We start from the raw sequence: 25,404 nt of genomic DNA, 5'->3' as shown, positions 1-25,404 counted from the left end.
GGATGTCGAAGAAACGAACACTCAGCTTGGAGCGCAAAAAGGAAATTTACGGCGTGCTCTTCGTAACCCCCTGGCTGCTGGGTTTCCTGCTGCTGATGGTCATCCCGTTTTTCCAGTCGCTTCAATTCAGCTTCCATAAGCTGACGCTTAACGCGGAGGGTTACTCCCTCCAATACGTGGGCATTGAAAATTACCGCAATATCTTTTTTGTCGACGCATGGTATGTTCGTACATTGACCGAGGCTGTAACGACGATGGCATTGAACGTGCCGCTGATTATTTTCTTCAGTTTATTTACCGCGACGCTCCTGGCGCAGAAGTTTAGGGGAAGGATGCTTGCAAGGGCGATCATTTTTCTTCCCGTCGTATTGGCTTCCGGAGTGATCGCCAAGCTGGATAACGGCAACTTTCTTGCTCAAATGATCGGTTCCGCTTCAACAGACTTGGAGGGCAACTATTCGGGACTGCGAAGCATCGAGCTCAAGCCGCTGCTGTTCCAAGCGGGTCTAAGCATGGAAATCGTCGACTATTTGACGGGCGCGGTAGATCGTATCTACCAAATTATCAGTTCTTCCGGCGTACAGATTCTAATCTTCCTTGCCGGACTGCAGTCGATTTCTCCTTCTCTCTATGAGGCGGCGAAGATGGAAGGCGCCACGGGCTATGAAGCCTTTTGGAAAATTACGTTTCCGATGATATCTCCGCTTATTTTAACGAATGTGGTCTATACCATCATCGATTCCTTTTACGACAATAACATGACGCAAATGATTCAGGACGCCGCATTCGGAAGATTGGACTTTGGCGTAAGCTCGGCGATGTCATGGATTTATTTTCTTGTCATATCGATCATTCTGGTCATTTCAACGTACCTGATCTCGAAACGGGTTTTCTACTACGACTAAGGGGGAGTAGAGCTATGGAAGCGAAATCGAAAGCTGGCAAGCGCTTCTCGGCCTCAGCCGCGGCGCGGGCCGTAACGAGCTGGTATGAACTTCATAGTCCGCTCGAGAAAGCGAAGCATTGGCTGTGGGTGATCATTCGTACCGTGCTCATTTTAGGGATCTGCTTCATTATTGTATATCCCATCCTTACAAAGCTGTCTATCGCCTTACGCGACAAGCAGGATATGTTCGACGCGACGGTCGTATGGCTGCCCAGGCATTTTACGCTGGAAAACATCAAAACCGTCATGGGCTATCTGAAGTATCCGGAATCGGTAACCAATACGCTGATCCTTAGCATTGGCACTTCGCTGCTGCAATTAACCTCCTGCGCATTGGCCGGCTATGGCTTTGCAAGGCTTAAGTTTCGCGGCAGTTCGATTCTGTTCGGAATCGTCATCTTCACGATCGTTATCCCGCCTCAAACGATTATGGTACCGACCTATTTACATTACCGTTTCTTCGATGTTTTTGGCTTATACCATCTCTTTACGGGGAAAGACGGCGTTAACCTGCTGGAGAGCTTCTGGCCGTTCTTCATCTCGTCGGGTCTTGCCATGGGCTTGAAAAACGGCTTGTATATTTTTATTTTCCGGCAGTTTTTCCGTTCGCTGCCGAAGGATCTGGAGGAGGCCGCTTATGTGGACGGAGCGGGCATTCCCGGGACTTTCCTGCGAGTCATGCTGCCGAATGCGGTGCCCGCGATTGCAACGGTCATGCTGTTCTCATTCATATGGCAGTGGAATGACAGCTACTTTGTGAATCTATTCGCGCCGAATTACACGCTTCTCGCAAGAATGCTGGATTTGCTGCCGGGTGCGGTTCGTCCCGAATATGTCGGGGGCATATCCCATACGTCGCTTTATTTGAATACGGGGACGCTGCTTGGGATTTTACCGATTTTTATCCTTTATTTATTTGCGCAGCGTTACTTCGTTGAGAGCGTGGAGCGTACGGGATTGGTTGGGTAACGATGATCCGGGCTACAGGACAAACGATAAGGGAGTGCTGCAATGAACTATGCCATAGGAGTAGATATCGGAGGAACGAAAATTCACTTTGCGCTTGTCGACAAAGCCGGAAGGATCATTCGCCATGAAATCGTACCTACCCTCGCAGGACTGGGGCCTGAGCATGTCATGCAAACGGTGTTAGGCGGCATCGACAAATTGATCCGGCAAGGCGAGGAGCAAATCGCCGGGATCGGCATTGGCAGCGCGGGTCAGATCGATTTTGCGACCGGCGCCGTATCGTTTGCTGTAGATACGCTTCCGGGCTGGACGGGGACTCCCATCAAGCAAACCGTGGAGCAGCGTTTCGGTTTAACCGTATATGTCGACAATGACGTGAATGTCATCGCGATTGCGGAGAAATGCTTCGGTGCGGGCCGGCAGTACGAGCATTACGTATGCCTTGCGCTCGGTACCGGAGTCGGAGGGGCGGTCGTGGCTGACGGCCGGCTTCTACGCGGAACGTCGGGAGGGGCCGGCGAGCTTGGTCATTCCTCGGTCCAATTCGACGGCCCCCGCTGCAGCTGCGGCAATTATGGCTGCATTGAGATGTACGCTTCCGGCACCGGCATTGCAAGGGTTGCGCTTGAGGCGCTTGGCGATGATGATGCCTCTAACACGCGCGGCCTGAGCGCCAAAGAGGTTCTAGCGGATTGGACGGTTGGCGCCCCATATGCCGTTCGGGCTATGGGGGTGGTTATACGCGCGTTGGCTTCGGCCATAAGCGGAATCATACACACCTTTAATCCGCAGGCGATCATCATTGCCGGCGGGGTGGCTGAAGCGGGAGACGCATTTTTTGCAGCATTAGAGAAGGAAGCTGCAGCGAGAACCTCTCCGGGCATGTGGAAAGATTGCCGGATTGTTCCTTCGTATATCGGTGCGGGCGCAGGTGTGATCGGTGCAGCCGCACAAGTGTGGCATTACGCCGAGGAACGCTCCAGTAAGCAGGTGTCGCTATGATCAAACCGTTAATTTCCAGCCTAAAGGATGGTTTTATCGTTTCCTGTCAGGCGCAAGAGCATGAGCCTTTATACGGCTCGGATATCATGGCGGCAATGGCGGCCGCAGCGGAAGCGGGCGGAGCCTCGGCCATTCGCGCCAACACGCCGCAGGATATTACCTCCATCAAAAACAGATGCAGGCTGCCGGTTATCGGGCTGTATAAAAAACATTATCCCGACAGCGATGTCTACATTACTCCTACGCTGCGAGAGGTCGATCAGGTCATCCGGGCGGGTGCGGATATCGTGGCGATCGACAGTACGTCAATGACGAGGCCTGGCAATGAGAAGCTTGACCGGCTCATTGCTGAAATTCGCAAAAGCTTCCCAGACACGTCTATTATGGCGGATATCTCGACCTTCGAGGAAGGAGCCATGGCCATGCAGCTGGGGGTAGACGTCGTATCGACGACGATGTCGGGCTATACGCCCTATAGTCCGAAGCTGCAAACTCCTGATTTTGAGCTGATCGGGAAGCTGTCCGCGCTCGGGCAGGTGCCTGTCTTCGCGGAGGGTAGGATATGGACGGTCGAGGAATGCCTGCGCTGCTACGAGGCCGGCGCGCATGCCGTCGTGATCGGGACCGCAATCACGAGGCCGCAGGAGGTCGTCAGACGTTTTGTCACCCGCATCCAAACAAAAATGCAGGGACTGCATGAGGAGGAAGCGAGAGGGAACAATCGCAATGCGGCGCACTCCTGCGCCAAGGGGAACAAACCGCAGGAATAAACTGGCCATATCAAATGATGAAGGGGAGTTATGTACGATGAAAAAAGTAAACATCGGCGTGATCGGCGCAGGGTCCATCTCGGAGATTCATCTAAATTCCTATGTGCGCAATCCGGAAGTCAACCTCTATGCCATCTGCGATCTGAACGAAGAGCGGGCAAAAAATAAGGCGGCTGCGCACGGAGCGCAGAAGGTGTTCACCGATTACCGCGAGCTGCTTGCCGATCCGGAAATCGATGCGGTAAGCATTTGCACCTGGAATAATTCGCATGCGGAAATTAGCATTGCCGCCGTAGAGGCCGGCAAGCATGTGCTCGTGGAAAAGCCGCTTTGCAGAACCGTCGCGGAAGCGGAGCGCATCCAGCAAGCGGTTAAGAAGAGCGGGAAGGTACTGCAGGTTGGTTTCGTGAGGCGCTACGGCTCGAATACGGATATCTTGCAGCGCTTCATCAACGCGGGCGAGCTTGGCGACATTTATTATGCGAAAGCGACCTGCCTGCGCAGGTTAGGAAACCCGGGCGGCTGGTTCGCCGACAAGGAACGCTCAGGGGGCGGGCCGCTCATCGATCTTGGCGTACACATCATCGATTTATGCTGGTATTTGATGGGGAAGCCGAAGGTGAAGTCGATCAGCGGAAATACCTATCGGCGGCTCGGCAATCGGGCGAATATTCAAAATCTGGCTTTCTATAAAGCCTCGGACTATGACTCCAGCAAAAATACGGTAGAGGATTTGGCCAACGCCCTGATCCGATTCGAGAACGGCGCGTCGCTGCTGGTTGACGTAAGCTTTACGCTGCATGCGAAGCAGGATGAGATCAGCGTTAAAATATTCGGTGACAGGGGCGGGGCGGAAATCGAGCCGGGGCTTTTTATCGTTGGCGAGAGACATGATACCATCTTGAACATTACGCCGCAGGTTGACCAGCTCGGCTTCGATTTTTCAAGCGGTTTCCAAAATGAAATCAACCATTTCATCGACAGCTGCCTCGGAAGAAAAGAAACGCTGAGTCCGGTCGAGGATGGGCTCGAAGTGATGAAAATGTTATGCGGCATTTATGAATCGGCGGAGAAAGGCCAGGAAATCCATTTCAGCTGAGCGAGGGCTTCTCATGAAAAATGCTGTTCCTCCGGGTGTAAGCCGGGGAACAGCATTTTCGATAGTGAGTTGGCTGGTGACGGGTGGCTTTTTATAGGGTCAAGTCGACTTCGAACATCCGGTTCCAAGGAAGCTCGGCTTTTAATCCGGCAGCGTTCTTTTCCGCTAAATCTCCTAAATAATCGCTGCAGAAGCGCTGCAGATTTTGCGTAACGAGCTCCGAAACTGGCTCATGGATTGCCCCTACATCAAAGTAGGTACCGCCGAGCTCCGGCAAGTGACGGGCAGCTTCCTGCCGCACGATCGTTTGATAGCCCCAGTCTTCAATCAGGCGGTATAGTAAAAAATGAGAGCTCATGCAGTCGCTGTGTTCAAGGCGGTTGCCGTCTTTGCGATAGTAGGAAGCAACGATAGCATGCGATATGACGGTTCCAAGCGTGTTGCCCGAAGTATTCCAGCCAGCGAAAGCTGACAGTCTGGAAATCAAACCCTTTTTGGACATCAGCTGCATGAGGGTGTGATCTGCCCCGTTGCAAGAAGCGACATCCGCCAGCGCAACCATATGTTCCTTGCGGGAAAGCGCCTCGATCGCCGTGACGAATTCAGCAATATTTACCTCCGAGAAATAAGAACGGTGACGTTCACGATATAAATTCGGCGATTCGGCCACATCCTGCGAAGAAACGGGAGGGGAGTGGACCATGAGCACGAAATCGGCCGTCTGAGAGGAGTCTCCCATATAAGCGCCCCCAGAGGTTAAGTGAGATTTGACGCTTTCATTCAGGCTTCGGTCTTCATATTTCGGAATAATGGCAGGTCCTAACGTGGAGGAGTAGCGGACGAAAACTTCGGGCTGATAATGTTTGATGGCGCAGAACACCTTTGCGAACAAGATGCTCCCGATCTCGTCGGCCCCAGGATAAATCAGCACGTTATCCATGAGATTGCATTGTTCCGCCTCTACAAGAAGCTTGCGCTGCTCCATTGGGCTGAAGCCGTATTTCGCATTATCGTCAAGAGGAATGACTAGATGATCGATGAGGCCGGACTTCACCAGGCGAATGACTTGTTCATTGACTTGAGCGTTAACTTCCCTGCGCTGAAGAAAATTTTCCAGTATGGAGGCTGGCACATCAAGCGGGAGCTGCAGCCATTCGCGGCTTTCTTCTTCGGTAAGCGTCTCTGAAGCCTGCTTGTCTTTTAACCAGCCGTACCGAAAAATAGAATGGCCGTAATGAGCGTAGTAGTCTGGCTCCTCGTCGCTGCTGTTGTATGCCGGGGCTCTCATGATTAGATTGAAGGCATAGATGCGAAGGGCGGGGTTTTGCAGCTTCAATTTCTGGAGAAGGCCGAGTCGTTCCGTACATTCCTGAAGTGATAATCGATGAAGACGGGAAGGCACGATTCCGCCGTAAACGAGCATATCTACCGAAAGAATCAAATAGTCGGCATCGGAGGTTTCTTGCAGCAGCCAATCGCGGATATCTTCAAAGCGAGCAGGCGTTTTTTTTCTGCCAAGCCGCTCATTCGGGGGTGCCGCGAGCGATAGATCGCTGATGGCAGCAATCATTTTCGGGAATTTTGCATTGCAAGGACGTTCGTCGAGCGGCAGATAGACGACTTTACTCATACAATGACCTCCATAATGGATAGATGAAGAATTAAGCCTATTATACAACAATCCAAACGAATGGAATGTTTTTTTATTAAAATAAATTTAAATGGATATTTTCTTTAATGTGATCATAAAATCGTGAATGGAGGAAATATCCTAATTAAAATTATTAAATAAAAAAATATTCCGTTATCCCCGAATTGGTGGTAAACTACAAATGAAATTGGAAAAAGGAGGTATATTCGATTGTCCACTTTGTCCAAGGGATCATTTGCCAAGCAAGCCCTCTTTGGTCCCAGCATCCAGATCGATCCTGCATTTGCTTATTATCAGCAGCGGTCGCCAGAGAGCATCGCCCAGGAAATCGAGCTTGCGGGATATCAAAGCGTTCATTATTTTGTCGTAAACGAGCATGTCATACAGAAAGAACTGCTGCTGGCGTTCCGGCAAAAAGGGATCCCGGTATGGGCAATGGTGATCGGAAACGGTACGTTCTCTACCGAGCATTTTCCGGAGGAATGGCCATCCTGGCAGATGAAGCTTCTCAAGGAACCGAATGACGGCTTCTGGCGGTTGTCTCCTTTTAGCGAAGGATACGTGCAGTGGAAGAAGTCGGCGCTAACAAAGCTGGTGACGGACTATCCCTTTGACGGGATCGAAATTGCCGAGCCGTATTTTCCGGAATGGGGCGGGATTCAAAGAGGCGTTTACGGAGATGTCGGACCGCTTGCGCAAGCCGCGTTCCGGGCGCGATACGGAATCGATATGCCTGATTTTACAAACGCTGGCGCTCCCGGCTACTACCTTCGCAATGTTCAAGCTTACCGTGAATGGATCGACTTTCGCGTAGATGCCGTCAATGGTTTTATAGATGAAATGATCAATGGGGCAGGTGGCGTCCGCGAGGCCAGACCGGATATTGCTGTCGCCACTTGGTCGCTCGCTATCGATGCGGGACCGGACAGCCTGGAGCGTCTCCGGGAAGACCAAGGTCTGCACGCACCGTCAATGATAGAGAAGGTACGGCCGGATATACACTTTTTGCAGACGCATTGGCCGGATTGGACGCGGAAAGGCCTGCCGGCGGATTACGTTAAAGGCTATCAGCCATTCGCGGACCAGATCAGGGAGATGTTTCCCAAGCTGCCATTAGCCGTTCAAGCCGATATCGGTTCTGCGCGGCACATGGTCAAAAGCGGAGAATGGCTGAAGGCATTCAGTCAAACGGTTTTTGCGCTTGGGTATGCGTCTTGGACGGCTTACGAGTATCATACAGGCGGATATATGTATGAAGAGAACCCTGTTCCGATGCTTGCCGAACGAAAAAGCAGCCATGAGATTGTAATTTCGTTTAATAAACGGATCGATGAGCATTCGGCGAAAAGTGCTTCGTGCTACAAAGTTTGGGACGGTGGAGAACTTCTGTCCACGACTTGGGACACTATCGCGATTGACGGCAACCGGGTTATTCTTCGTTCGGGGATGCTGCCTTCCAGCCCGTTCGTTCTGGAACTGAATGCGATCCGTGATACGCCGGAACGGCGGTTATTCAAGGAAAAGCCAGCGAATGCCATTCGAAATGGGACGAGGCTGTCCATTCAGGGAGCGTTATGAAAATGAAATGGGACGGACAGATCCGTTGAGAGCCATATGCAGCAATCCATAACCATGGGGAGTGAAGAGGAACAGATGAAAACGATTCGTATCGGTTTTATTGGAGCGGGAGGCATTGCGCATCTTCATGCAAGCCAAATGCTGGCCTTGGAAGGCGTGGAAATCTCGGCGGTTGCCGAGCCGAACGACCAGTCGGCTTTGAATTTTCTGACCTCCTTCGGTCTGGTGAATACCCGAAGGTATGCGAGCCATATCGAGATGCTCGATGATAAAGGATTGGATGCCGTTATCGTTTGCTCTCCGCATACGCTTCATTTTGCCCAGGCGCTGGATGTTTTGAACGCTGGCTGCCATGTGTTAATTGAAAAGCCGATGACCTGCTCCTCCCAGGAAGCGGAGCAGCTGATCAGGGCTGCAGAAGAACGTTCGCAGCTGATTCAGGTTTCCTATCAACGACATTTTCAACCGGAGTTCATTTATATCCGCCAAGCGATTGCAGACGGGATAATTGGCAAGCTAGTCTCGGTCAACGCGACGCTGTACCAGGATTGGAAGAGCAGCCAAGCCGGCACCTGGAGACAAAATGCGGCTCTTTCCGGAGGCGGTATGCTGATGGATTCCGGCAGTCATATTATCGATGTTCTTCTGTGGACGACCGGGCTGAAGCCGGCGGAAGTGAAAGCGACGCTCAGCATGCATGGCGCGCCGGTTGAAATTGATTCTTTTACGAGCATTCGCTTTGAAGAAGGCGCTATTGCCGCGCTGAACATCGTTGGATTTGTACCAGGCTATAAGGAGTTCTATTCCTTCTGCGGTGAATTAGGGGTAATTTATCTCGAGAACGGCAAGATCGAGGTTTTGACATATAAGGATGGTTCCCTTCCGGTTCAGCTGCCCGAGCAAACAACGAATCAGGATAAGAGCTTTATTGACGCTGTCAGAGGCGAGCACGAGGTAATGGTATCGGGAGATTATGCAAGAAAGGTGATTCAATTGACAGAAGCGATCTACCGTTCTGCGGATTATCAAGTGTGACCCGTGTGCACTCTCATAACGATAAAGCAGGTGAAATGATGAAGCAGAGACTGGTCTCCGACCTGAAGGACGGTTTTATTTTGTCTTGTCAGGCACTCCCGAATGAACCTTTGCACGGTTCGCGTATTATGGCGGCTATGGCTGCGGCAGCAGAGGAAGGAGGGGCAGCGGCGATTCGGGCAAACACGCCGGAGGATATTCGTGAAATAAAACGAAGATGCTCGCTGCCCGTCATTGGTTTATATAAAAAACAATATGAGGATTCGGATGTCTACATTACGCCGACGATTGTTGAGGTGCGGGACATTGTAGAGGCCAGCGCAGAATTCGTCGCCGTAGACTGCACGAGACTGCCAAGGCCGGGAAACCAGACATTGGATGACCTCATTCGCGAAATTCGCTGCGCTTTCCCGCAAATTCTAATCGTTGCAGACGTATCGACCTACGAAGAAGGGGTCCATGCGATTTCGCTTGGTGTGGATATCGTATCAACAACAATGTCCGGGTACACACCGCACAGTCCGCAGCAGGATGGTCCGGATTTAGAGCTTGTCGGGAATCTGTCCCGGCTAGGAAAGGTTCCGGTGCTCGCGGAAGGCAGGTTATGGAGCATTGAGCAGTGCTTAAGCAGCTTCGACATTGGAGCACATGCCGTAGTTGTCGGTACAGCCATTACGCGGCCGCAAGAAATCGTTAAGCGGTATGTACAGCGTATTCGAAAAGAAGAAACGGCCACAAAAAATGAACGCTATTATCCTATTTTCCATGAGGAGCGTGATTATTGTGAACATTAGCTTGAGCATGTGGAGCGTGCATAAATTATGGTATGAGGGAAAATGGGATACGGCCGATTTTCTTGGCTTTGCCTCCGAAGCAGGCGTTACGGGAGTGGAGCTGCTCAGCTGTTTTTGGCGGGATAAGGAAAAGGATATCCCTTTGATCGATGAAGCGCTGCAAAAGCATGGCTTAAAGGTCGCTTGCTTCAGCGCATGCAATAATTTCGTCACGGCAGACGATTCGCAAAGGGAAGCGCAACTGAAGGAGGTCACGGATGCCGTTGACGCTGCCGTCCATTTCGGAGCCAAGGTAGTCCGGGTGTTCTCGGGTGATCTTCCGAACGATTCGATATCATTTGAACAGGGCATGCAGTACGTTATTGATGGACTAAGCGCGGCTGCCCGCTATGCAGAGCAAAAGGGTGTGACGCTTTGCTTGGAAAACCACGGTTTATTCGCGGGACGCAGCGATCAGGTTATGTCCATCATTCGAGAGGTCAACTCCCATGCGCTGCGCAGCACGTTCGATACGGGCAACTTCCTGCTCGTCGGTCAAAGCTCAAGCGACGCGATCGACGAGCTGAAGGGTTTTGTCGGGCATGTACACGTAAAAGATTTCATGCCAGTGCCGGAAGGCACGACAGGAGCGGTCATACGTGCGTTAACGGGGGAGCTGTTTCTTGGCAAAATAGCCGGGGAAGGCGCAGTCGACTTGAAGTACATTTTCGGCGAGCTAAAAAAATCAGGTTTCGACGGGTGGCTTACCGTGGAATTCGAAGGCGACGAGGAGCCGCGGCATGGATCGATGGAAGCGGTTAATCATGTTACCCGCATCGTTGCGACTCTTTAGGCAGGTCCCATAACGAAAAAAATAGAAAGGAGCTGCATACTTGGACGTACATTTTCTTGGCACCGCCGCGGCGGAGGGCTTTCCTGCGTTGTTCTGCCGCTGCATACATTGCCTTAAGGCAAGGAAGCTTGGCGGCAGAAACCTGCGAACAAGGAGCTCCGTCCTCATTGACGGGGTGCTCAAGATCGATTTTCCGCCGGATACGCTTCACCATGTCCTGCGCGACGGCATCGATCTGGGCTTGGTAAAGGATTTGTTCATTACGCACACGCATCTGGATCATCTTCGCGCGGAGGATTTGGAAATGAGACTGCCCGTTTATGCGCACGGGCTTGATGCGCCTCTGCAGGTTTACGGCCATGATGCCGTTATCCGCAAGTGCCGAGATGCAGTTGGAAGACCGGATGCGGAGCGTTTGGTCCTGCGCAGAATCGTACCGTTCGAAACCGTTGATACCGGAACGGCAAAGGTTACGCCGCTCCCGGCAAACCATGATCCGGACGAAACCTGCCTGCTCTTTGTGATCGAGAAGGACGGCAAGCGTATCTTTTACGGGCATGATACGGGCCTTCTTCCCGAGGATACCTGGACATGGCTGGAGCAGACGACTTTGGATCTGGCCATTCTCGATTGCACGAACGGCCATTTGCCGTTTACCGGAGGACATCTGAATAGCGAGGCAGTTCTTGGAATAAGGAATCGGCTAAAAAGCAAAGGAATTCTCGGCAAAGACGGAAAGGTTGCCGTTACCCATTTCTCCCATAATATCGGTCTGCTGCATGACGACCTTACACAGTTTTTTGATCAAGAGCAGATCATCGTTGCGTTTGACGGCATGATATTGCAGCTATAATACGGGCTCTGGATGCAGGGTCTGAATGGAGTGATCGAAAGCAATGAAAGCCTCCGAACAGTACTACTTGGCATACGGCCATCATTTTGAGATCGAGAGACAGCAGGCGATTGACGAGGGGAGAGAAATCGGCGACGCATTGGATGCCAGCTATGGGAAGCTGGCCGCTATGCAGCCGAATGACCCTCAGCGGGAAGAAATGGCGGCTGCCTATCTGGATGAAATGGTGAGGCAGCCCTTGAGGGCTGACTTCCCGTTTGTAGAGCCTTCGACCCTGCCGGAAATCCAGAAGGAACGACCGGACGCAAACCCAACTTCCAAGCTGCCTATTCCGCAAACCGATCTGGCGGATAAAGTTTACGGCGCATGGCTGGGCCGTTCTGCAGGCTGCTTGCTGGGGCAGCCGATCGAGGGCTGGCGCAAGGATCGGATTGCGGGTTTGCTAAAGGAGACAGGAAACTTCCCCGTTCATTATTATATTTCTTCCGACATCGACCCGGAAATCGCCAAGAAGTATGGCGTCACGAACGAAGGCGGCTCCTACGGCAATGATTCCGTAAGCTGGATTAATAATGTGAAGCATATGGTCGAAGACGATGATATGAACTATACGATCATCGGGCTCGCCGTCGTTGAAAAATACGGCTATGGCTTTTCGCCGGATGACGTAGCGGAGACTTGGCTTAACCTGCTGCCGCTGCTGCGCACCTGCACGGCTGAGCGGATTGCCTACCGCAACCTGGTTAACCGGATGGATCCTCCGCATTCCGCTGCCTATCGCAATGTTTATAGGGAATGGATCGGAGCTCAAATCCGAGTGGACTTGTATGGCTACATCAATCCAGGAAACCCTGTGAAGGCAGCAGAAATGGCCTGGAGAGATGCGTCGATTTCCCATGTGAAAAATGGTATTTACGGGGCGATGTGGGTCGCCGCCATGCTGGCTGCGGCTGCCGTCACGGATAACAGGCAGGATGTCATACAAGCCGGGCTCGGCCAAATTCCGTCTCATTGCAGGCTTGCCGGCGATATCCGTTCGGTACTGCTATGGTACGAAGAACTTGTCCCTTTCGATAGGGTTGTAGAGCGAATCCATCATAAATATGACGAGAGCAATCCCCATCACTGGTGCCATACCATCTCCAACGCGATGATCGTGGCTGCCTCCCTGCTGTACGGCGAAGGCGAGCTGGAAGCGACGATCGGTCTGGCAGTCCTTTCGGGCTTCGATACGGATTGCAATGCTGCTACCGCAGGCTCGATCATCGGCATGCAAAAAGGCGCGCGCGCACTGCCGGAAAAGTGGGTAAAGCCGTTAAATGATAAAATCCGGTCAGGGGTAGACGGGTTTGGAATCGTGCCTCTGTCTGAGCTGGCGGGAAGAACGATGAAGCTGATTGAAAATAATCCCTATATCGAATGGATGGATTAGGCTAATCATTAAATCGATGCGGTGAAAAAACCTCCTAGTTGGAGGTTTTTTCATGTCCAGAGCCACGCTGCGAACGCGGCCCATTATTTGTGAACTATTTTGACGGAACATTGATGAAGCTGTTTTTTATATTTTCTTGAATAAGATCGTCATCTTTAATGATAGATGCTCCGGCCATTAAAATATAGGTGATGCCGCCAAAGAACAATGCACTTAGAATGATGAAGTAATTCATGTTGACCCTCCCTCCCGATAGTCCCTGTCACCTGCCACCATATTATCTAGTTTCGAAAAGTCTGTAACCATCCATTTGATGCTGCATTACACCCTCCATTGTTCAAAATGGATGGGTTATTCTTTTCTGAATTGGACGGTTACAATTCCTATAATCGGATCTATTCTATTAACAAGCCATTTGTTGTTTGGTTATTATAAACGACGCAATGGGAAACAATATTTAGGATTGGAAGGGATCATCATGGGGAAACAGAACGTTCGGGTTGCTGTCGTACAGGCTGCTCCGATTCTTTTTGACAAGGAATCCGCTTTCCAAAAAATAGAGAAATATTCGTTTGAAGCGCGGCAGCAAGGCGTAAAGCTCCTCGTATTCCCGGAAGTATTCCTATCCGGTTACCCGAGAGGGTTGACTCTTGGTACTCGTGTCGGTAGCAGAACGAGTGAAGGACGCGAAGATTGGCACAGACATTGGGAAAGCTCGATCGAAATACCTGGCGAGGATACGGATCGTCTAGGTGAGATTGCCAAAGAAAATGAGTTGTATCTCGTTGTAGGCGTCGTGGAGAAAGATCAGGAATTCAGCGGATCAACCTTATATAATTCCATTGTTTATATCGGACCGGACGGACAAGTGCTCGGGAAGCATCGCAAGCTGATGCCTACAGGCGCGGAACGGCTGCTCTGGGGGCAAGGAGACGGGAGTACGCTTACCGTTATTGATACGCCATTCGGACGCATAGGCGGATTGATTTGCTGGGAGAACTATATGCCGCTTGCGAGAACAGCGATGTACGCGAAAGGTATCGATATTCTAATTACGCCTACTGCGGATGCTCGCGCTACTTGGCAGGCAACGCTTCAGCATATTGCCTGCGAAGGCCGATGCTATGTTTTGTCCAGCAACCAGTTCGTAACAAAATCAACCTATCCGACTGATCTTGCCGGCTACCTTGACATCGAAGAGGACCCCGATATATTGTGCAGGGGAGGCAGTGCGATCGTCGGACCATTAGGAGAATATGTGGAACAGCCGCTATATGACCAGGAAGGGATTATCTATGCGGATCTAGACATGTCGCTCATTGCCAAAAGCCGTTATGATTTTGATGTGGTGGGGCATTATAACAGACCTGACATTTTTCAATTGGTTGTCAACGAAATGAAAAAAGATATCGTTATCTTCAAATCCTAGTTGACAAGGAGATTAATCGATACCACAAGGAGGAGAAGCGGTATGCAGGTACCGGTAAGTGTTTGGATTTTTTCGGCTATCATCGTTGTCATTTTGTCGTGCATCACGTTTTGGATTACAAATAAAGCCTATTCGAAAAGATGGGAAGACCATGACGACCGGATTGATGGTCAATAAATGAAATACAGCCTATCTCTATTGAAGAGAAGGGCTGTATTTTTTTATTTGAACCCTATCCATTACTTGTGGAACACTTCAAGCGCATCGGAAAACGCACGAATGCCTAATGGAATCTCATCGAGTTTCGGTTTGGCAAAACTAAACCGCACAAATCCCGGCTCTGAACCGTAAACACTTCCGGGCACAAATACGACCCCTCTCTTAATCGACTCCTCCAATAACCTTGTATCATCGATAGGCTGGTTTATTTTACACCATAGGTTTAATCCTCCTTGCGGAGGCGTAAAGGTTACTTTTTCTTGCATCGTGTCCTGTATTGATCGAGCCATCATTTTTTGTTTTAGATCCAAAGCTTGCCGCAAATGAATAATATGCCGGTCAAAATGCTCCGATGTTAAGAGTCGTTCCGCGACCCATTGCGATACGATGCTTAGTCCGAAGTCCATTTGCTGCCGGGCGTCGGTTAAACGGCCAATGACGGATTGGGGGGCAATCATCCAACCAATTCTAAGCCCCGAAGCGGCGACTTTAGAAAGAGAACCTATATAAAGGACAATCCCGTCTGTATCCATTGACTTCAGCGAGGCCGGAATTGTCCCGCTAAAGGAAGTTAAGCTAAACGGATCATCTTCCACAATCGGAACTCGCAAATCAGTGGCAACCTGGAGCAAGCGTCTGCGTTTATCTTCACGAAGAATGGTACCGGTAGGATTTTGATAATTCGGGTTCACAAATACCATACGGATTCGATGTTGACGATAAAGCTGAATTAGATCATCAGGATCGATGCCGTCATCGCGGACTGGCAAACGGAAGATACGCAATCCTGCTGATTGGAACATGGGTAAGGAATAACAATAAGACGGATCTTCTATGGCAACAGCGTCCCCGGGCGATAAAAGGCATTGGGTAATTAAATATAATGACTGTTGTGATCCGGATGTGATAAGGATAGAGGATTCCATTGTGTTGATTCCGTTGTACTCTTTTAAGGTATGAACAAGCGATTTTCTTAAAAGATCGTAGCCTTGAGGATCATCATAACCAAGATGCTCTTGGAATCGCTGTTCTTGCAACAAATCAGATATCATTTCGTTCGGAAACAGATCAGAAGATAATTCGCCGCTAGCCATATTAATGACCGATGGATCATTTTGAGTGACCTCACGAATACGTCTCATTAAAGGAAGGTTAGGCAGGAATGTCCCGCCTTCCGTGTATTGACGCCAGTTCGGTGTTTGTTTCGGTGAAATTCCCCACTTTGTCCGGCTTACGTAAGTACCGCTGCCAACCGTACTCTCCACTAAACCGGAAGCACGCAGTTCTTCATACGCTTGGATGACCGTACTTCGATTCACGCCTAGTTGTTCCGCTAGTTTTCTCTCGGATGGCAGGATACTGCCGGGCGGTAACTCGGCATATGAAATTCTCCGTTCCATATATTCGACAATTTGCTGATATAAAGGTTTTTTATTCGAACGATCAGGTCTCCACATTAGCTTTCAACGCCTTTTTAACAGAATAGTAATTGATATCATGCTGTATCCAAAATAATGTTGTTGCTCCCAGATTAGGCATGAACACCATTTGGTATTATCGTCATTTCGTCCTCAACTTAACGTACCCTATCCAAAAACATATGTACAGATCCAATGCGGTGCAGAAAAATATTTCAATAAAATGTAGGATTTTATAAGTTCACGTAGTCTGCCTGTAAAATTTATGTGAGGTTATCTAACTTGCATCTGACAAATGTTGGTTGATGAGATTGGAGGGGAGGGGTCCGATGATCTTATTTCGGCAGGTTGAAAAGCATTACGGTCATTTCCATGTGCTCAAGGATATTAATCTGCAGATCGAGCAAGGGGAAGTCGTCGTCGTAGTGGGACCGTCCGGTTCCGGAAAAAGTACGCTGCTTCGGTGCATTAACCGTTTGGAGACCATCACAAGCGGTGATCTGATCATCAACAGTCAAACAGTCAATGATAAGAAAACGAATATTAACAAGCTAAGGCGGGATATTGGAATGGTGTTTCAGCATTTCAATTTGTATCCGCATATGAAAGTAATCGATAACATTACATTGGCCCCTATGAAGGTGCTTGGTTTGACGAAGCAGGAAGCTGAAAAAACCGCGATGTATTATTTAGAGAAGGTTGGGATTATGGACAAAGCGGGCCAATATCCTTCCCAGCTGTCAGGAGGACAGCAGCAGCGTGTAGCTATTGCCAGGGGACTGGCGATGAAGCCGCAGGTCATGCTTTTCGATGAGCCGACATCCGCCCTCGATCCTGAAATGGTTGGTGAGGTATTGGATGTGATGAAGGCGCTCGCGAATGAGGGGATGACGATGGTTGTTGTCACGCATGAGATGGGTTTTGCGCGGGAAGTAGCTGACCGGGTCGTGTTTATGGATAAGGGACATATCATCGAGGAAGCAACCCCCGAAGAGTTCTTTTCCAATCCGCGCGAGGAGCGGGCTCGCTTATTTTTAAATCGTGTATTAAATCATTAGGATAAAGGGGAGATTCGAAATGATGGCAAAGAAATGGTTGTCCGTTACCTTAATGATGATCGTGATGTCGGTAGGTGTATTAGCGGGATGCGGGAGCGAGAAGGCGAACAATAGCTCAGGATCAACAAACGGGAACTCAGAAGCGGATGCTTCGCTGCTTGATTCGATCAAGAGCAGAGGCAAGCTGGTTGTCGGCGTGAAATACGATACGAAGCTTTTTGGCCTTAAAAATCCTGCGAGCAATGAAGTCGAGGGCTTCGATGTGGATATTGCGAAAGCGCTGGCGAAGTCGATTCTAGGAGATGAGACTAAACTTGAGCTGAAGGAAGTGACTTCAAAGACCCGGATTCCGATGCTGGATAACAATGAAATTGATTTAATCGTTGCAACAATGACCATTACGGAAGAGCGGAAAGAACAAGTCGATTTCTCAGAGGTGTATTTTAAAGCAGGACAGTCGTTGCTCGTGAAAAAGGGGAGCGCGATTAAGAGCATCGAAGACATCTCGAAAGGAACAAAAGTACTGGCCGTAAAGGGCTCCACTTCCGTAGACAATATTATAGAAAAAGCGCCGGATGCAACCGTGCTTGAATTTGATAACTACCAGGATGCCTTCGCCGCGCTTAAAGCGGGTCAAGGCGATGTATTGACAACGGATAATGCGATCCTGTACGGAATGATGGCACAAGATGCCGGATATGAAGTGGTTGGCGAGCCTTTCACCGACGAGCCGTACGGTATAGCGATCAAGAAAGGGGAAACAGCGCTGGTGGATGCCGTCAATAAAGAGCTGGCAGCGATGAAATCGAGCGGTGAATACAAGAAAATCTATGAGCACTGGATTGGGGAAGCGCCGTCCGAGTAGCAGATCAATGACAACACCAAACGGGTGGCCACGGCCACCCTTCTTTTATAGGTAAGGGGGATAAACCATGCCGGATTTCTCGATCATAACAGAGTACTTTGACTTCTATATGGAAGGCTTTATCAATACGATCTACTCCAGCATCATAGCGCTGCTCGGCAGCTTCGTACTCGGGACGGTCATTGCGGTATTCCGTATTTCGTCCATCAAGCCATTGCGATGGGGAGGAACCGCCTATGTTGAGTTTATCCGTAACATACCGCTTCTGCTGGTTGTATATATTTTTTTCTGGGGTTTGCCCGCGCTTGGTATAACGCTAAGCGGATTTGTCTGCGGGACAATCGGACTGACGGTTTACACGGCAGCCTTTATTGCGGAGGCCGTCCGGGCGGGAATCATGGCCGTGCCAAAGGGGCAGACAGAAGCGGCAAATTCTTCCGGTTTAACGTATGTGCAAACGATGAGACATGTTGTTCTTCCGCAAGCAATCAAAATTGTCATTCCTCCGCTTAGCAACCAGTTTATCAACTTAGTTAAAAATTCGTCGGTGCTCAGTGTTATCGCAGGTTTGGATCTCATGTATTTCGGCGATCGGATTGCCAGCAAAACGTATGCCACCTTTGATACTTATATTTTTGTTGCCGTATTTTATTTGGTGCTGACTCTGCCATTAAGCTATGCTGCGCATTACTTGGAAAACAGGTTGGCTAAACATGGATAGAAAGGAGGAGAACAGATGGATTTCGCCAATGCTTTATCAAGTGAGAATTTAAGGTTTATTTTAGAAGGCTTTTACATGACGCTCAAAGTTGCGTTCATTTCTATTATTCTAAGCTTTGTGCTTGGCTCTATTGTCGGAACCATTCGTTATATGAAAGTGCCTGTTCTTTCGCCGATTCTTGGCCTGCTCGTAGAATTGCTGCGGAATTTGCCGCTGCTTCTCATTATTTTTTTCGCACGGTTCGCGCTGCCGGATGTCGGCATCCAACTAGGTCCGGTGTATGCCGCGATTGTTGCTTTGACATTATTTGAAGGGGCTATGATTTCCGAAATCGTCCGCAGCGGATTGCATTCCATCGAAAAGGGACAAATTGAGGCGGCACGTTCTTCGGGGCTCGGCTACATGCGCACGCTCTGGCATATTGTTTTGCCGCAGGGGCTGCGTCGTATGGTGCCTCCGCTTGTCAGCCAATTTATTTCATTACTGAAAGATACGTCATTGGCCGTTGTTATTTCGTTGCCGGAACTGATGAACCAATCGAAAATTGTTATCGGGCAAAGTAATCAGTATGTCATTCCGGTTCTCCTTTTAGCCGCAATCCTATACTTTACTGTTAACTACGCCTTATCCATCATCGCAAAAAGAATGGAGACTAAAGTCGTTTAAAAGTGAGGCATCGTCACAAGATCCGGGTTTCCAGCAGCATATAGATGAATCGAATGGCTGACTTCATGAGAAGTCAGTCTTTTTGCGGATATGCAAATAATATCCCGTTGTTTACAATGAGGGATACAGGGAGGGGATTACTTGCAAAGATATAGGAATAACGTCGGAATGCAAATGATGCTGGTGGCTGTGATGACGGCGATCGCAGGCGAATTCAAGATAACGCCCTTTAACGGAGAAGTATTTCGCATTGGTCTCGGAAGCAGCGCTTTTCTGTTGTCCCTGTTGTTAATGCGGCAGCTGCCCTGCGTGTATTCGGGAGTGGTTACGGGAATTACGGTGCTTGTTTTCCGATCGGCCATAGACGGATTCGTTTCGTACGATACGTTCACTTTCTATGCAAGTCTGAAAACCCATGTGTCAGCGGCGCTTTATTACATCGTTTTCGCAATCGGCATGAAGGGGATTCAAGGTATTTTATCAAAAGGCCATCCGCTCCTTTTATCCTGTTTGATATCGCTTATCGATTTTGTATCTAATGAAATAGAGCTTTTGACTCGCAGTATTCTATTTGATTCAGCATATCTTTATAAGGGACAGTTGATATTGATAGGAGTAACCTCGGTGGTGCGGAGCATCTTTGTGGTTGGAATGTACAGCAGTATAATCATAAGCCAGATGCGGGCCGTTCATAACGAACAGCAAAAACGGATGGAGCAAATGCTTAATGTCGGTTCAGGCTTGTACGGAGAAGTGTTTTATTTAAAAAAATCAATGGATACGATCGAGCGAATTACAGCCAAGAGTCATGAATTGTATTGTAAGCTGAGCAGCGCCGGCGAAAAAGACGCCAGCCGCTCCATGCTGGAAATTACGCAGCAGATTCATGAGGTGAAGAAGGACTCCCAGCGCATTCTATCTGGATTGCTTAAGGTATTCAGCCGGGAAACGGCTTCCGACATGACCCTTGCTGAAATCGTTATTTTTGTTATCCAATCGAATTCCGGCTATAGTAAGATGTTAAAGAAGGAGGTTCATTTTGAAAAAAAGGTAGACACCAATTACGCTACGGCCCATTTTATTCCGCTGTTAACCGTGCTTAACAATTTGGTTTCAAATGCGGTGGAAGCCATTGACACAAAGGGATGGGTTCGTATCAAGGTTTATGAACAGGAGGATGAAACGATAGTTGTCGTTTCCGACACGGGAACAGGAATTGCGGAGCAGAATAAGGAGGTCATTTTTGAACCGGGATTTACGACTAAATTTAATGATGAGGGATGTGCGGCTACTGGAATCGGCTTATCGCATGTTCGCGATATCGTTCATTCATCAGGAGGAAAGCTAAGTTTGCATACCTCTAGACAGTCCGAAGAAACAACCACCTTTGTTGTGGCCTTTTCGACCCATACATTGAAATTAGGGGTGTGATGACCAATGCTTTCATTTGGTATAGTGGATGATGATGCGGTAAGCATTCGAATGCTGCAAACCATCATCGAGAAAAGCTGGCTTGGCGAGGTAGTCGTTACGGCGGAAAACGGGAGCGAAGGGGAACGAGCCGTTCTGGGCGCGAATCCCGACGTCTTGCTGATTGACTTATTGATGCCGGATCAGGATGGAATCGAGACCATAAATCAACTGAAGCAAAAAGGCTATAGCGGAAAATATGTCATGATATCGCAAATCGAAAATAAAGAGATGATTGGCAAAGCCTATCAGGCAGGAATCGAATTTTATATTCATAAACCGATTAATCGGGTGGAAGTCCAAGCTGTATTGTCCAAAGTGAATGAGCATTGGAAAATCGGGCGTTATTTGAATGAAATCAAGGAATCTATGGCAAAGCTCAGCAATCTGAATACGAATGTAGGGTACATCGAGAGAAAACAGACGGCTCGAGAAATCATTCAGCCTATTTTGAGGGATATGGGAATAATCGGCGAAATCGGAAGCAGGGACATGATTGAAATCATGGAACATCTTATTCATCATGATCAGTCGGATTCGCTTCCTCCTCTAAAAGATTTGTATGAGATTGCCGCCCGTGCCCATCACGACCCCGCTAGGGAGGTTAAGGCTGTAGAGCAGCGGATTCGCCGTGCGGTAATGAGCGCGGTTTCAAACCTCGCGAGCATTGGACTTACGGACTACGGCAATCCAAAATTTGAGCATTATGCTCCGCTCTATTTTGACTTTCAAGAGATCCGTTTAAAGATGAAAGAGATCGATGAAAAGCTGCAGCCGGGAAAAGGAAAAATCAATATCAAAAAGTTTCTGCAGGTGCTCTACTTAGAAGTGCTCGATAATCGAAGAAGCCAGCCATATTAATAAACACCGGAAAACAAAAATAGAAATCCCGAAACGCCCATGCCCCGTGAAAAGCAAGAAAAGCCGCGAATGCCTTGCGGCTTTTTTTGTTTCATAGGGCAATTATTTTTAATAGCGCAGCTAAAACCGAAAAAGTAGTCATTGACAAATTTAATCGTAATAATTACTATTAAGACCGACAGTCTTCATCAAAAAAGTAAATATTAGGAGGAAATGATGAAAAGAAGTTTATGGTTATCCGTATTTTTGACGCTGGTTATCGTGGTTAGCGGCTGCTCTAGCGAGAAGAAAGCCGAGCCTATTATGGCTCATCAAGTTGAAGCATCCGAGGAAATCGTTGTGTCTATCAAAGGGGAGCCGGCCAAAGGCTTCGATCCCGCTTTTGACTGGCCGGGCCTGGGCGAGGCGTTGTTCCAAAGCAAGCTGGTCGTTTTCGATAAAGAGATGAACTTGGTTAATGATTTGGCAATAGAGAGATCAGTAAGCGAGGATGGGAAAGAATTAACGGTAAAGCTGCGAAACGATGTACTGTTCTCTGACGGGGAAAAGCTTACGGCGGGCGATGTGGCATTCACTTTCGGGAAGGTGAGAGAAACGACATCGTACATTGATCTTTCTAACGTAAAACAGGTCATAGCCGAAGATGATTATACCGTCAAGTTTGTTCTGGACCATCCCGACTCCACCTTTGAATATACGTTAACCAGAATCGCGATCATTCCAGAGCATGCCTATAGCGAGGCGTACGGACAAAATCCGATCGGTTCAGGCCCGTATAAGTTCGTCGAATGGCAAAAAGGGCAGAAGTTGGTTATCGAAGCCAATCCGACTTATTACGGGAAAAAACCGAACATCAAGAAAGTAACCTTCCTTTACCTGGATATGGACGCTAGCTTTGCAGGCGCCAAAAGAGGAGAAATTGATATTGCCCGTGTCAGCATGGATTATATCGGCAAAGAGATCCCAGGTTATACGCAGAGAAGCATTGAAACGATGGATATTGTTTCTTTGAGTTTACCGACGGTAAAAAGCGGTACATACGAGATAGAAGGCATACCGGTAGGAAATGACGTAACCTCTGATACAGCCATCCGAAGAGCGCTGTCCTACGGTATGGATCGTGAAGGAATTAGCAAAAATGCGCTGAACGGCGGTGCCAGGCCGGTTTATTCCCATAACCCTGGAATGCCTTGGGATAATGAAGCGAACGCCATAAAAAACGCAGATGTGGAATCGGCTAAGCGGATTTTGCAAGAAGGCGGCTGGGCAGATACAGACAAGGACGGTATTGTGGAGAAGGATGGGCTAAAGGCGGAATTTACGCTGCTGTATACCCCAGGCGATGTGGAGAGGCAAGCCGTGGTGCTCGGCGTTCAGGAAAGTGCCCAAACAATCGGAATCAAAGTAAATCTCGAAGCCAAGGTTTGGGATGAAATCAGTAAGCAAAAGCTGATCTATAAAGATGCCTATTTATTTGGCAAAGGTGCCGATAGCCCATTCGAAATTTATACGAACTTTAGCTCAGACCGCATAACTAATGGAACAACCAATTCGCCCAGCTATAAGAATGAGTTCGTGGACGAATATTTAAATCAAGCGATCCAGACGACAAATCAGGATGAAGCCATGGCATTTTGGAAAAAAGCGCAGTGGGACGGAGAACATGGCGCCAATTCGCTGGGTGATAGCCCGTTTGTGCCGATGGTCGCCTTCCATCATACGTTCTATATTAAAAACGGCGTTGAAATTGGAGATTTCAGACCCGCGCCCCACAGAGGGGCCTATTGGATTACGGTAGAAAATATTAAAGATTGGGTGAAGCGCTGATATGATGGCGGAAGTTAAGCCGGGTCCCATGATAGCAGCCACCCATCTCACGAATATATTACGGTTTTTAGCGACCAAAATACTGCGCTTGCTGCTGCTTTTGATTGCCGTGTCGATCGTTTGCTTCATTCTAATGAAATTTTCCCCGATTGATCCGATTGAAGCCTACATTGGAGGAGAGCATGCTTCTTTGCCCCCGGAGCAAATCGAGCATTTGAGAGATTACTGGGGACTAAACGACAGCTTCGCCGTTCGGTACGTGAAATGGATTAGGGGCCTGCTGAGCGGGAATATGGGAACCAGCATCGTATACAACCAACCGGTAAAGGAAGTTATTGCGGAGAAATTCTCTGCTTCTCTTCTTCTTATGGGGACTGCATGGGTACTATCTGGGGTTATTGGCTTTGGAATGGGCATTATAGGTGCTCTGAATAAAGGAAAACTTATCGATCGAATAATCAAAATGTACTGTCTTACGCTAGCCTCCGCGCCGATTTTCTGGGTGGGCATTCTGCTTTTAATCGTATTTTCAGTAGGCTTAGGCTGGTTTCCAATCGGGCTAAGCGCTCCGATCCATGTCACGGCTGCCGAAGTAGGCTTGGCAGATAAGCTCTATCATTTATTTCTTCCAGCCCTTACATTGAGCTTGACCGGTGTTGCGAGCATTGCCCTGCATACGCGGCAGAAATTTGTTGATGTTTTGGATAGTGACTACGCGCTGTTCGCTAAAGCCAGGGGAGAGAAAAAATGGCTCATTTTTAAAAGACACGGCTTTAAGAATATACTGCTTCCAGCCATTACGCTGCAATTTGGCTCTATAGCGGAGTTATTCGGGGGATCCACATTGGCAGAGGGCATTTTTTCTTATCCGGGTCTCGGCAAAGCCGTTGTAGAAGCCGGAATACGAGCGGATTTGACCTTACTGGTTGGTATCGCATTGTTCGCATCGTCTTTTGTATTTATGGGAAATTTTATCGCGAATCTATTATATTCCTTGGTAGATCCCCGCATAAGGGAGGGTTATCGGCGTGAGCAGTAATACGATCGTATGGTCCGAGCCGAATAAAAATAAAAGATTCACATTCCGTTTTGCGAATAGACGTAAAAAAACGCGATTTTATATTGCGGTCTGCGCATTGCTTATAATAACTATTTTAATAGCTGGCAACTTAATTTCAGAAAGTGCGATTCAGGTCAATTTTGTCGATAAAAATCTTCAGCCCTCGTTTAACCATATTTATGGGACCGACTGGTTCGGTAGAGATATGTTTTTGCGTACAATGAAAGGCCTCTCTCTCAGTATTATCATCGGTGCTTTATCCACGGCAGGAAGCGGCATCCTTGCCCTATTTATGGGAACGGCGGCGGCTATCGGCGGAAAAAAGGCAGATGCAATCGTTAATTGGCTGATTGATGTCGTGATGGGAGTGCCGATGCTTATTTTTCTCATTCTCATTTCTTTTATTTTGGGAAAAGGGCCGCAAGGCATTATCGTCGGCATGATTCTGACGCATTGGACCTATTTGGCGCGCGTGGTGCGAGCGGAGGTATTGCAGTTAAAAACCAGCCAATATGTGATCGCTTCCCAAAGTCTTGGAAAGAGCAATGGTTATATCATGCTGCATCATATTCTTCCCCACGTTTACCCGCAATTTTTGGTGGGGCTGATACTCATGTTTCCGCACACTATTTTGCATGAGGCGTCTCTGACCTTTCTCGGATTTGGCTTATCGCCGCATCAACCCGGCATTGGGGTGATCTTGTCGGAATCGCTTAATTATTTAAGCACGGGCCAATGGTGGATTGCGCTTATGCCTGGGGTTTCGCTGCTTGCCATTGTCAGGCTTTTCGATCTCCTTGGCGAAAATGTTCAAGCTCTCTATAACCCGTACAAAGCTCACGAATAGGA

Annotated in this window: 25 protein-coding genes; 22 read left to right on the top strand and 3 right to left on the bottom strand. The window is 48.8% G+C overall.

Going from position 1 to position 25,404, the window contains the following annotated elements; all coding sequences use genetic code 11:
- The first annotated feature begins 2 nt into the window (after positions 1-2).
- Genes MRBLPE1_RS04420 through MRBLPE1_RS04400 form a run of 5 tightly spaced genes read left to right on the top strand, consistent with a single transcriptional unit; the run spans position 3 to position 4,786 of the window.
- Positions 3-905 (top strand): carbohydrate ABC transporter permease, encoded by a 903-nt coding sequence (locus MRBLPE1_RS04420; RefSeq protein WP_364142037.1) that lies wholly within the window; start codon positions 3-5, stop codon positions 903-905.
- A gap of 14 nt (positions 906-919) precedes the next feature.
- The gene (locus MRBLPE1_RS04415; RefSeq protein WP_364142034.1) at positions 920-1,915 is read left to right on the top strand and encodes a carbohydrate ABC transporter permease; all 996 of its coding nucleotides are present in this window, start codon (positions 920-922) and stop codon (positions 1,913-1,915) included.
- A 42-nt stretch (positions 1,916-1,957) separates the two neighbouring features.
- Complete coding sequence (locus MRBLPE1_RS04410) at positions 1,958-2,917, top strand: ROK family protein (protein WP_364142031.1); 960 nt, start codon at positions 1,958-1,960, stop codon at positions 2,915-2,917.
- The gene (locus MRBLPE1_RS04405) at positions 2,914-3,687 is read left to right on the top strand and encodes an N-acetylmannosamine-6-phosphate 2-epimerase (RefSeq protein WP_364142028.1); all 774 of its coding nucleotides are present in this window, start codon (positions 2,914-2,916) and stop codon (positions 3,685-3,687) included. The genes MRBLPE1_RS04410 and MRBLPE1_RS04405 overlap by 4 nt, the downstream gene beginning before the upstream one ends.
- 37 nt (positions 3,688-3,724) lie before the next feature.
- A complete protein-coding gene (locus MRBLPE1_RS04400) occupies positions 3,725-4,786 on the top strand; it encodes a Gfo/Idh/MocA family protein (protein WP_364142025.1) in 1,062 nt (353 codons plus the stop codon).
- 91 nt (positions 4,787-4,877) lie between these two features.
- Here MRBLPE1_RS04400 and MRBLPE1_RS04395 read toward each other — a convergent pair whose 3' ends face one another.
- Complete coding sequence (locus MRBLPE1_RS04395; RefSeq protein WP_364142022.1) at positions 4,878-6,416, bottom strand: DUF4127 family protein; 1,539 nt, start codon at positions 6,414-6,416, stop codon at positions 4,878-4,880.
- A gap of 231 nt (positions 6,417-6,647) precedes the next feature.
- On the opposite strand from MRBLPE1_RS04395, the gene MRBLPE1_RS04390 reads away from it, so the two are divergent.
- The 6 genes from MRBLPE1_RS04390 to MRBLPE1_RS04365 all read left to right on the top strand — a co-directional run bounded on the left by MRBLPE1_RS04390 (position 6,648) and on the right by MRBLPE1_RS04365 (position 12,961).
- On the top strand, positions 6,648-8,015 hold the full coding sequence (locus tag MRBLPE1_RS04390; protein ID WP_364142019.1) for an N-acyl-D-glucosamine 2-epimerase: 1,368 nt from the start codon (positions 6,648-6,650) through the stop codon (positions 8,013-8,015).
- A gap of 75 nt (positions 8,016-8,090) precedes the next feature.
- Positions 8,091-9,050 (top strand): Gfo/Idh/MocA family protein, encoded by a 960-nt coding sequence (locus MRBLPE1_RS04385; RefSeq protein ID WP_364142016.1) that lies wholly within the window; start codon positions 8,091-8,093, stop codon positions 9,048-9,050.
- Positions 9,051-9,088: 38 nt separating this feature from the next.
- Positions 9,089-9,844: an N-acetylmannosamine-6-phosphate 2-epimerase gene (locus MRBLPE1_RS04380; protein ID WP_364142012.1), complete on the top strand. Its 756-nt coding sequence runs from the start codon at positions 9,089-9,091 to the stop codon at positions 9,842-9,844.
- A complete protein-coding gene (locus MRBLPE1_RS04375) occupies positions 9,834-10,676 on the top strand; it encodes a sugar phosphate isomerase/epimerase family protein (RefSeq protein ID WP_364142009.1) in 843 nt (280 codons plus the stop codon). The genes MRBLPE1_RS04380 and MRBLPE1_RS04375 overlap by 11 nt, the downstream gene beginning before the upstream one ends.
- Before the next feature lie 40 nt (positions 10,677-10,716).
- The gene (locus MRBLPE1_RS04370) at positions 10,717-11,529 is read left to right on the top strand and encodes an MBL fold metallo-hydrolase (RefSeq protein ID WP_364142006.1); all 813 of its coding nucleotides are present in this window, start codon (positions 10,717-10,719) and stop codon (positions 11,527-11,529) included.
- Positions 11,530-11,572: 43 nt separating this feature from the next.
- On the top strand, positions 11,573-12,961 hold the full coding sequence (locus MRBLPE1_RS04365) for an ADP-ribosylglycohydrolase family protein (protein WP_364142003.1): 1,389 nt from the start codon (positions 11,573-11,575) through the stop codon (positions 12,959-12,961).
- Positions 12,962-13,055: 94 nt separating this feature from the next.
- On the opposite strand, the gene MRBLPE1_RS04360 is transcribed toward MRBLPE1_RS04365, so the two are convergent.
- Positions 13,056-13,196, bottom strand: coding sequence for a hypothetical protein (locus tag MRBLPE1_RS04360; RefSeq protein WP_364142000.1), 141 nt, complete (start codon positions 13,194-13,196; stop codon positions 13,056-13,058).
- Between the two features lie 243 nt (positions 13,197-13,439).
- Between MRBLPE1_RS04360 and MRBLPE1_RS04355 the strand changes: the two genes are divergently transcribed.
- Positions 13,440-14,390, top strand: coding sequence for a carbon-nitrogen hydrolase family protein (locus MRBLPE1_RS04355; protein WP_364141997.1), 951 nt, complete (start codon positions 13,440-13,442; stop codon positions 14,388-14,390).
- Between the two features lie 42 nt (positions 14,391-14,432).
- Positions 14,433-14,567, top strand: coding sequence for a hypothetical protein (locus MRBLPE1_RS04350; protein WP_308998417.1), 135 nt, complete (start codon positions 14,433-14,435; stop codon positions 14,565-14,567).
- A gap of 62 nt (positions 14,568-14,629) precedes the next feature.
- Here the strand turns inward: MRBLPE1_RS04350 and MRBLPE1_RS04345 are convergent, their stop codons facing one another.
- Entirely contained in the window at positions 14,630-16,066 is a 1,437-nt protein-coding gene (locus tag MRBLPE1_RS04345) for a PLP-dependent aminotransferase family protein (RefSeq protein WP_364141993.1), read from the bottom strand.
- A 290-nt stretch (positions 16,067-16,356) separates the two neighbouring features.
- On the opposite strand from MRBLPE1_RS04345, the gene MRBLPE1_RS04340 reads away from it, so the two are divergent.
- From MRBLPE1_RS04340 to MRBLPE1_RS04300, 9 genes are all read left to right on the top strand, one after another.
- On the top strand, positions 16,357-17,085 hold the full coding sequence (locus MRBLPE1_RS04340; RefSeq protein WP_364141990.1) for an amino acid ABC transporter ATP-binding protein: 729 nt from the start codon (positions 16,357-16,359) through the stop codon (positions 17,083-17,085).
- Between the two features lie 19 nt (positions 17,086-17,104).
- Positions 17,105-17,950: an ABC transporter substrate-binding protein gene (locus MRBLPE1_RS04335; protein WP_364141987.1), complete on the top strand. Its 846-nt coding sequence runs from the start codon at positions 17,105-17,107 to the stop codon at positions 17,948-17,950.
- Between the two features lie 67 nt (positions 17,951-18,017).
- A complete protein-coding gene (locus MRBLPE1_RS04330) occupies positions 18,018-18,671 on the top strand; it encodes an amino acid ABC transporter permease (protein WP_364141984.1) in 654 nt (217 codons plus the stop codon).
- Positions 18,672-18,686: 15 nt separating this feature from the next.
- On the top strand, positions 18,687-19,337 hold the full coding sequence (locus MRBLPE1_RS04325) for an amino acid ABC transporter permease (RefSeq protein WP_364141982.1): 651 nt from the start codon (positions 18,687-18,689) through the stop codon (positions 19,335-19,337).
- A gap of 141 nt (positions 19,338-19,478) precedes the next feature.
- Positions 19,479-20,768, top strand: coding sequence for a sensor histidine kinase (locus MRBLPE1_RS04320; RefSeq protein WP_364141979.1), 1,290 nt, complete (start codon positions 19,479-19,481; stop codon positions 20,766-20,768).
- A 6-nt stretch (positions 20,769-20,774) separates the two neighbouring features.
- A complete protein-coding gene (locus MRBLPE1_RS04315; RefSeq protein ID WP_364141976.1) occupies positions 20,775-21,668 on the top strand; it encodes a response regulator in 894 nt (297 codons plus the stop codon).
- A 216-nt stretch (positions 21,669-21,884) separates the two neighbouring features.
- On the top strand, positions 21,885-23,495 hold the full coding sequence (locus MRBLPE1_RS04310; RefSeq protein WP_364141973.1) for an ABC transporter substrate-binding protein: 1,611 nt from the start codon (positions 21,885-21,887) through the stop codon (positions 23,493-23,495).
- 1 nt (position 23,496) lies between these two features.
- Positions 23,497-24,534: an ABC transporter permease gene (locus MRBLPE1_RS04305; RefSeq protein WP_364141971.1), complete on the top strand. Its 1,038-nt coding sequence runs from the start codon at positions 23,497-23,499 to the stop codon at positions 24,532-24,534.
- The gene (locus MRBLPE1_RS04300) at positions 24,524-25,402 is read left to right on the top strand and encodes an ABC transporter permease (protein WP_364141968.1); all 879 of its coding nucleotides are present in this window, start codon (positions 24,524-24,526) and stop codon (positions 25,400-25,402) included. The genes MRBLPE1_RS04305 and MRBLPE1_RS04300 overlap by 11 nt, the downstream gene beginning before the upstream one ends.
- Positions 25,403-25,404 lie beyond the last annotated feature (2 nt).

Source organism: Paenibacillus sp. LPE1-1-1.1 (genome assembly GCF_040676435.1).
Classification (GTDB): Bacteria; Bacillota; Bacilli; order Paenibacillales; family Paenibacillaceae; genus Pristimantibacillus.
This window is presented reverse-complemented; position numbering and strand designations above follow the sequence as displayed.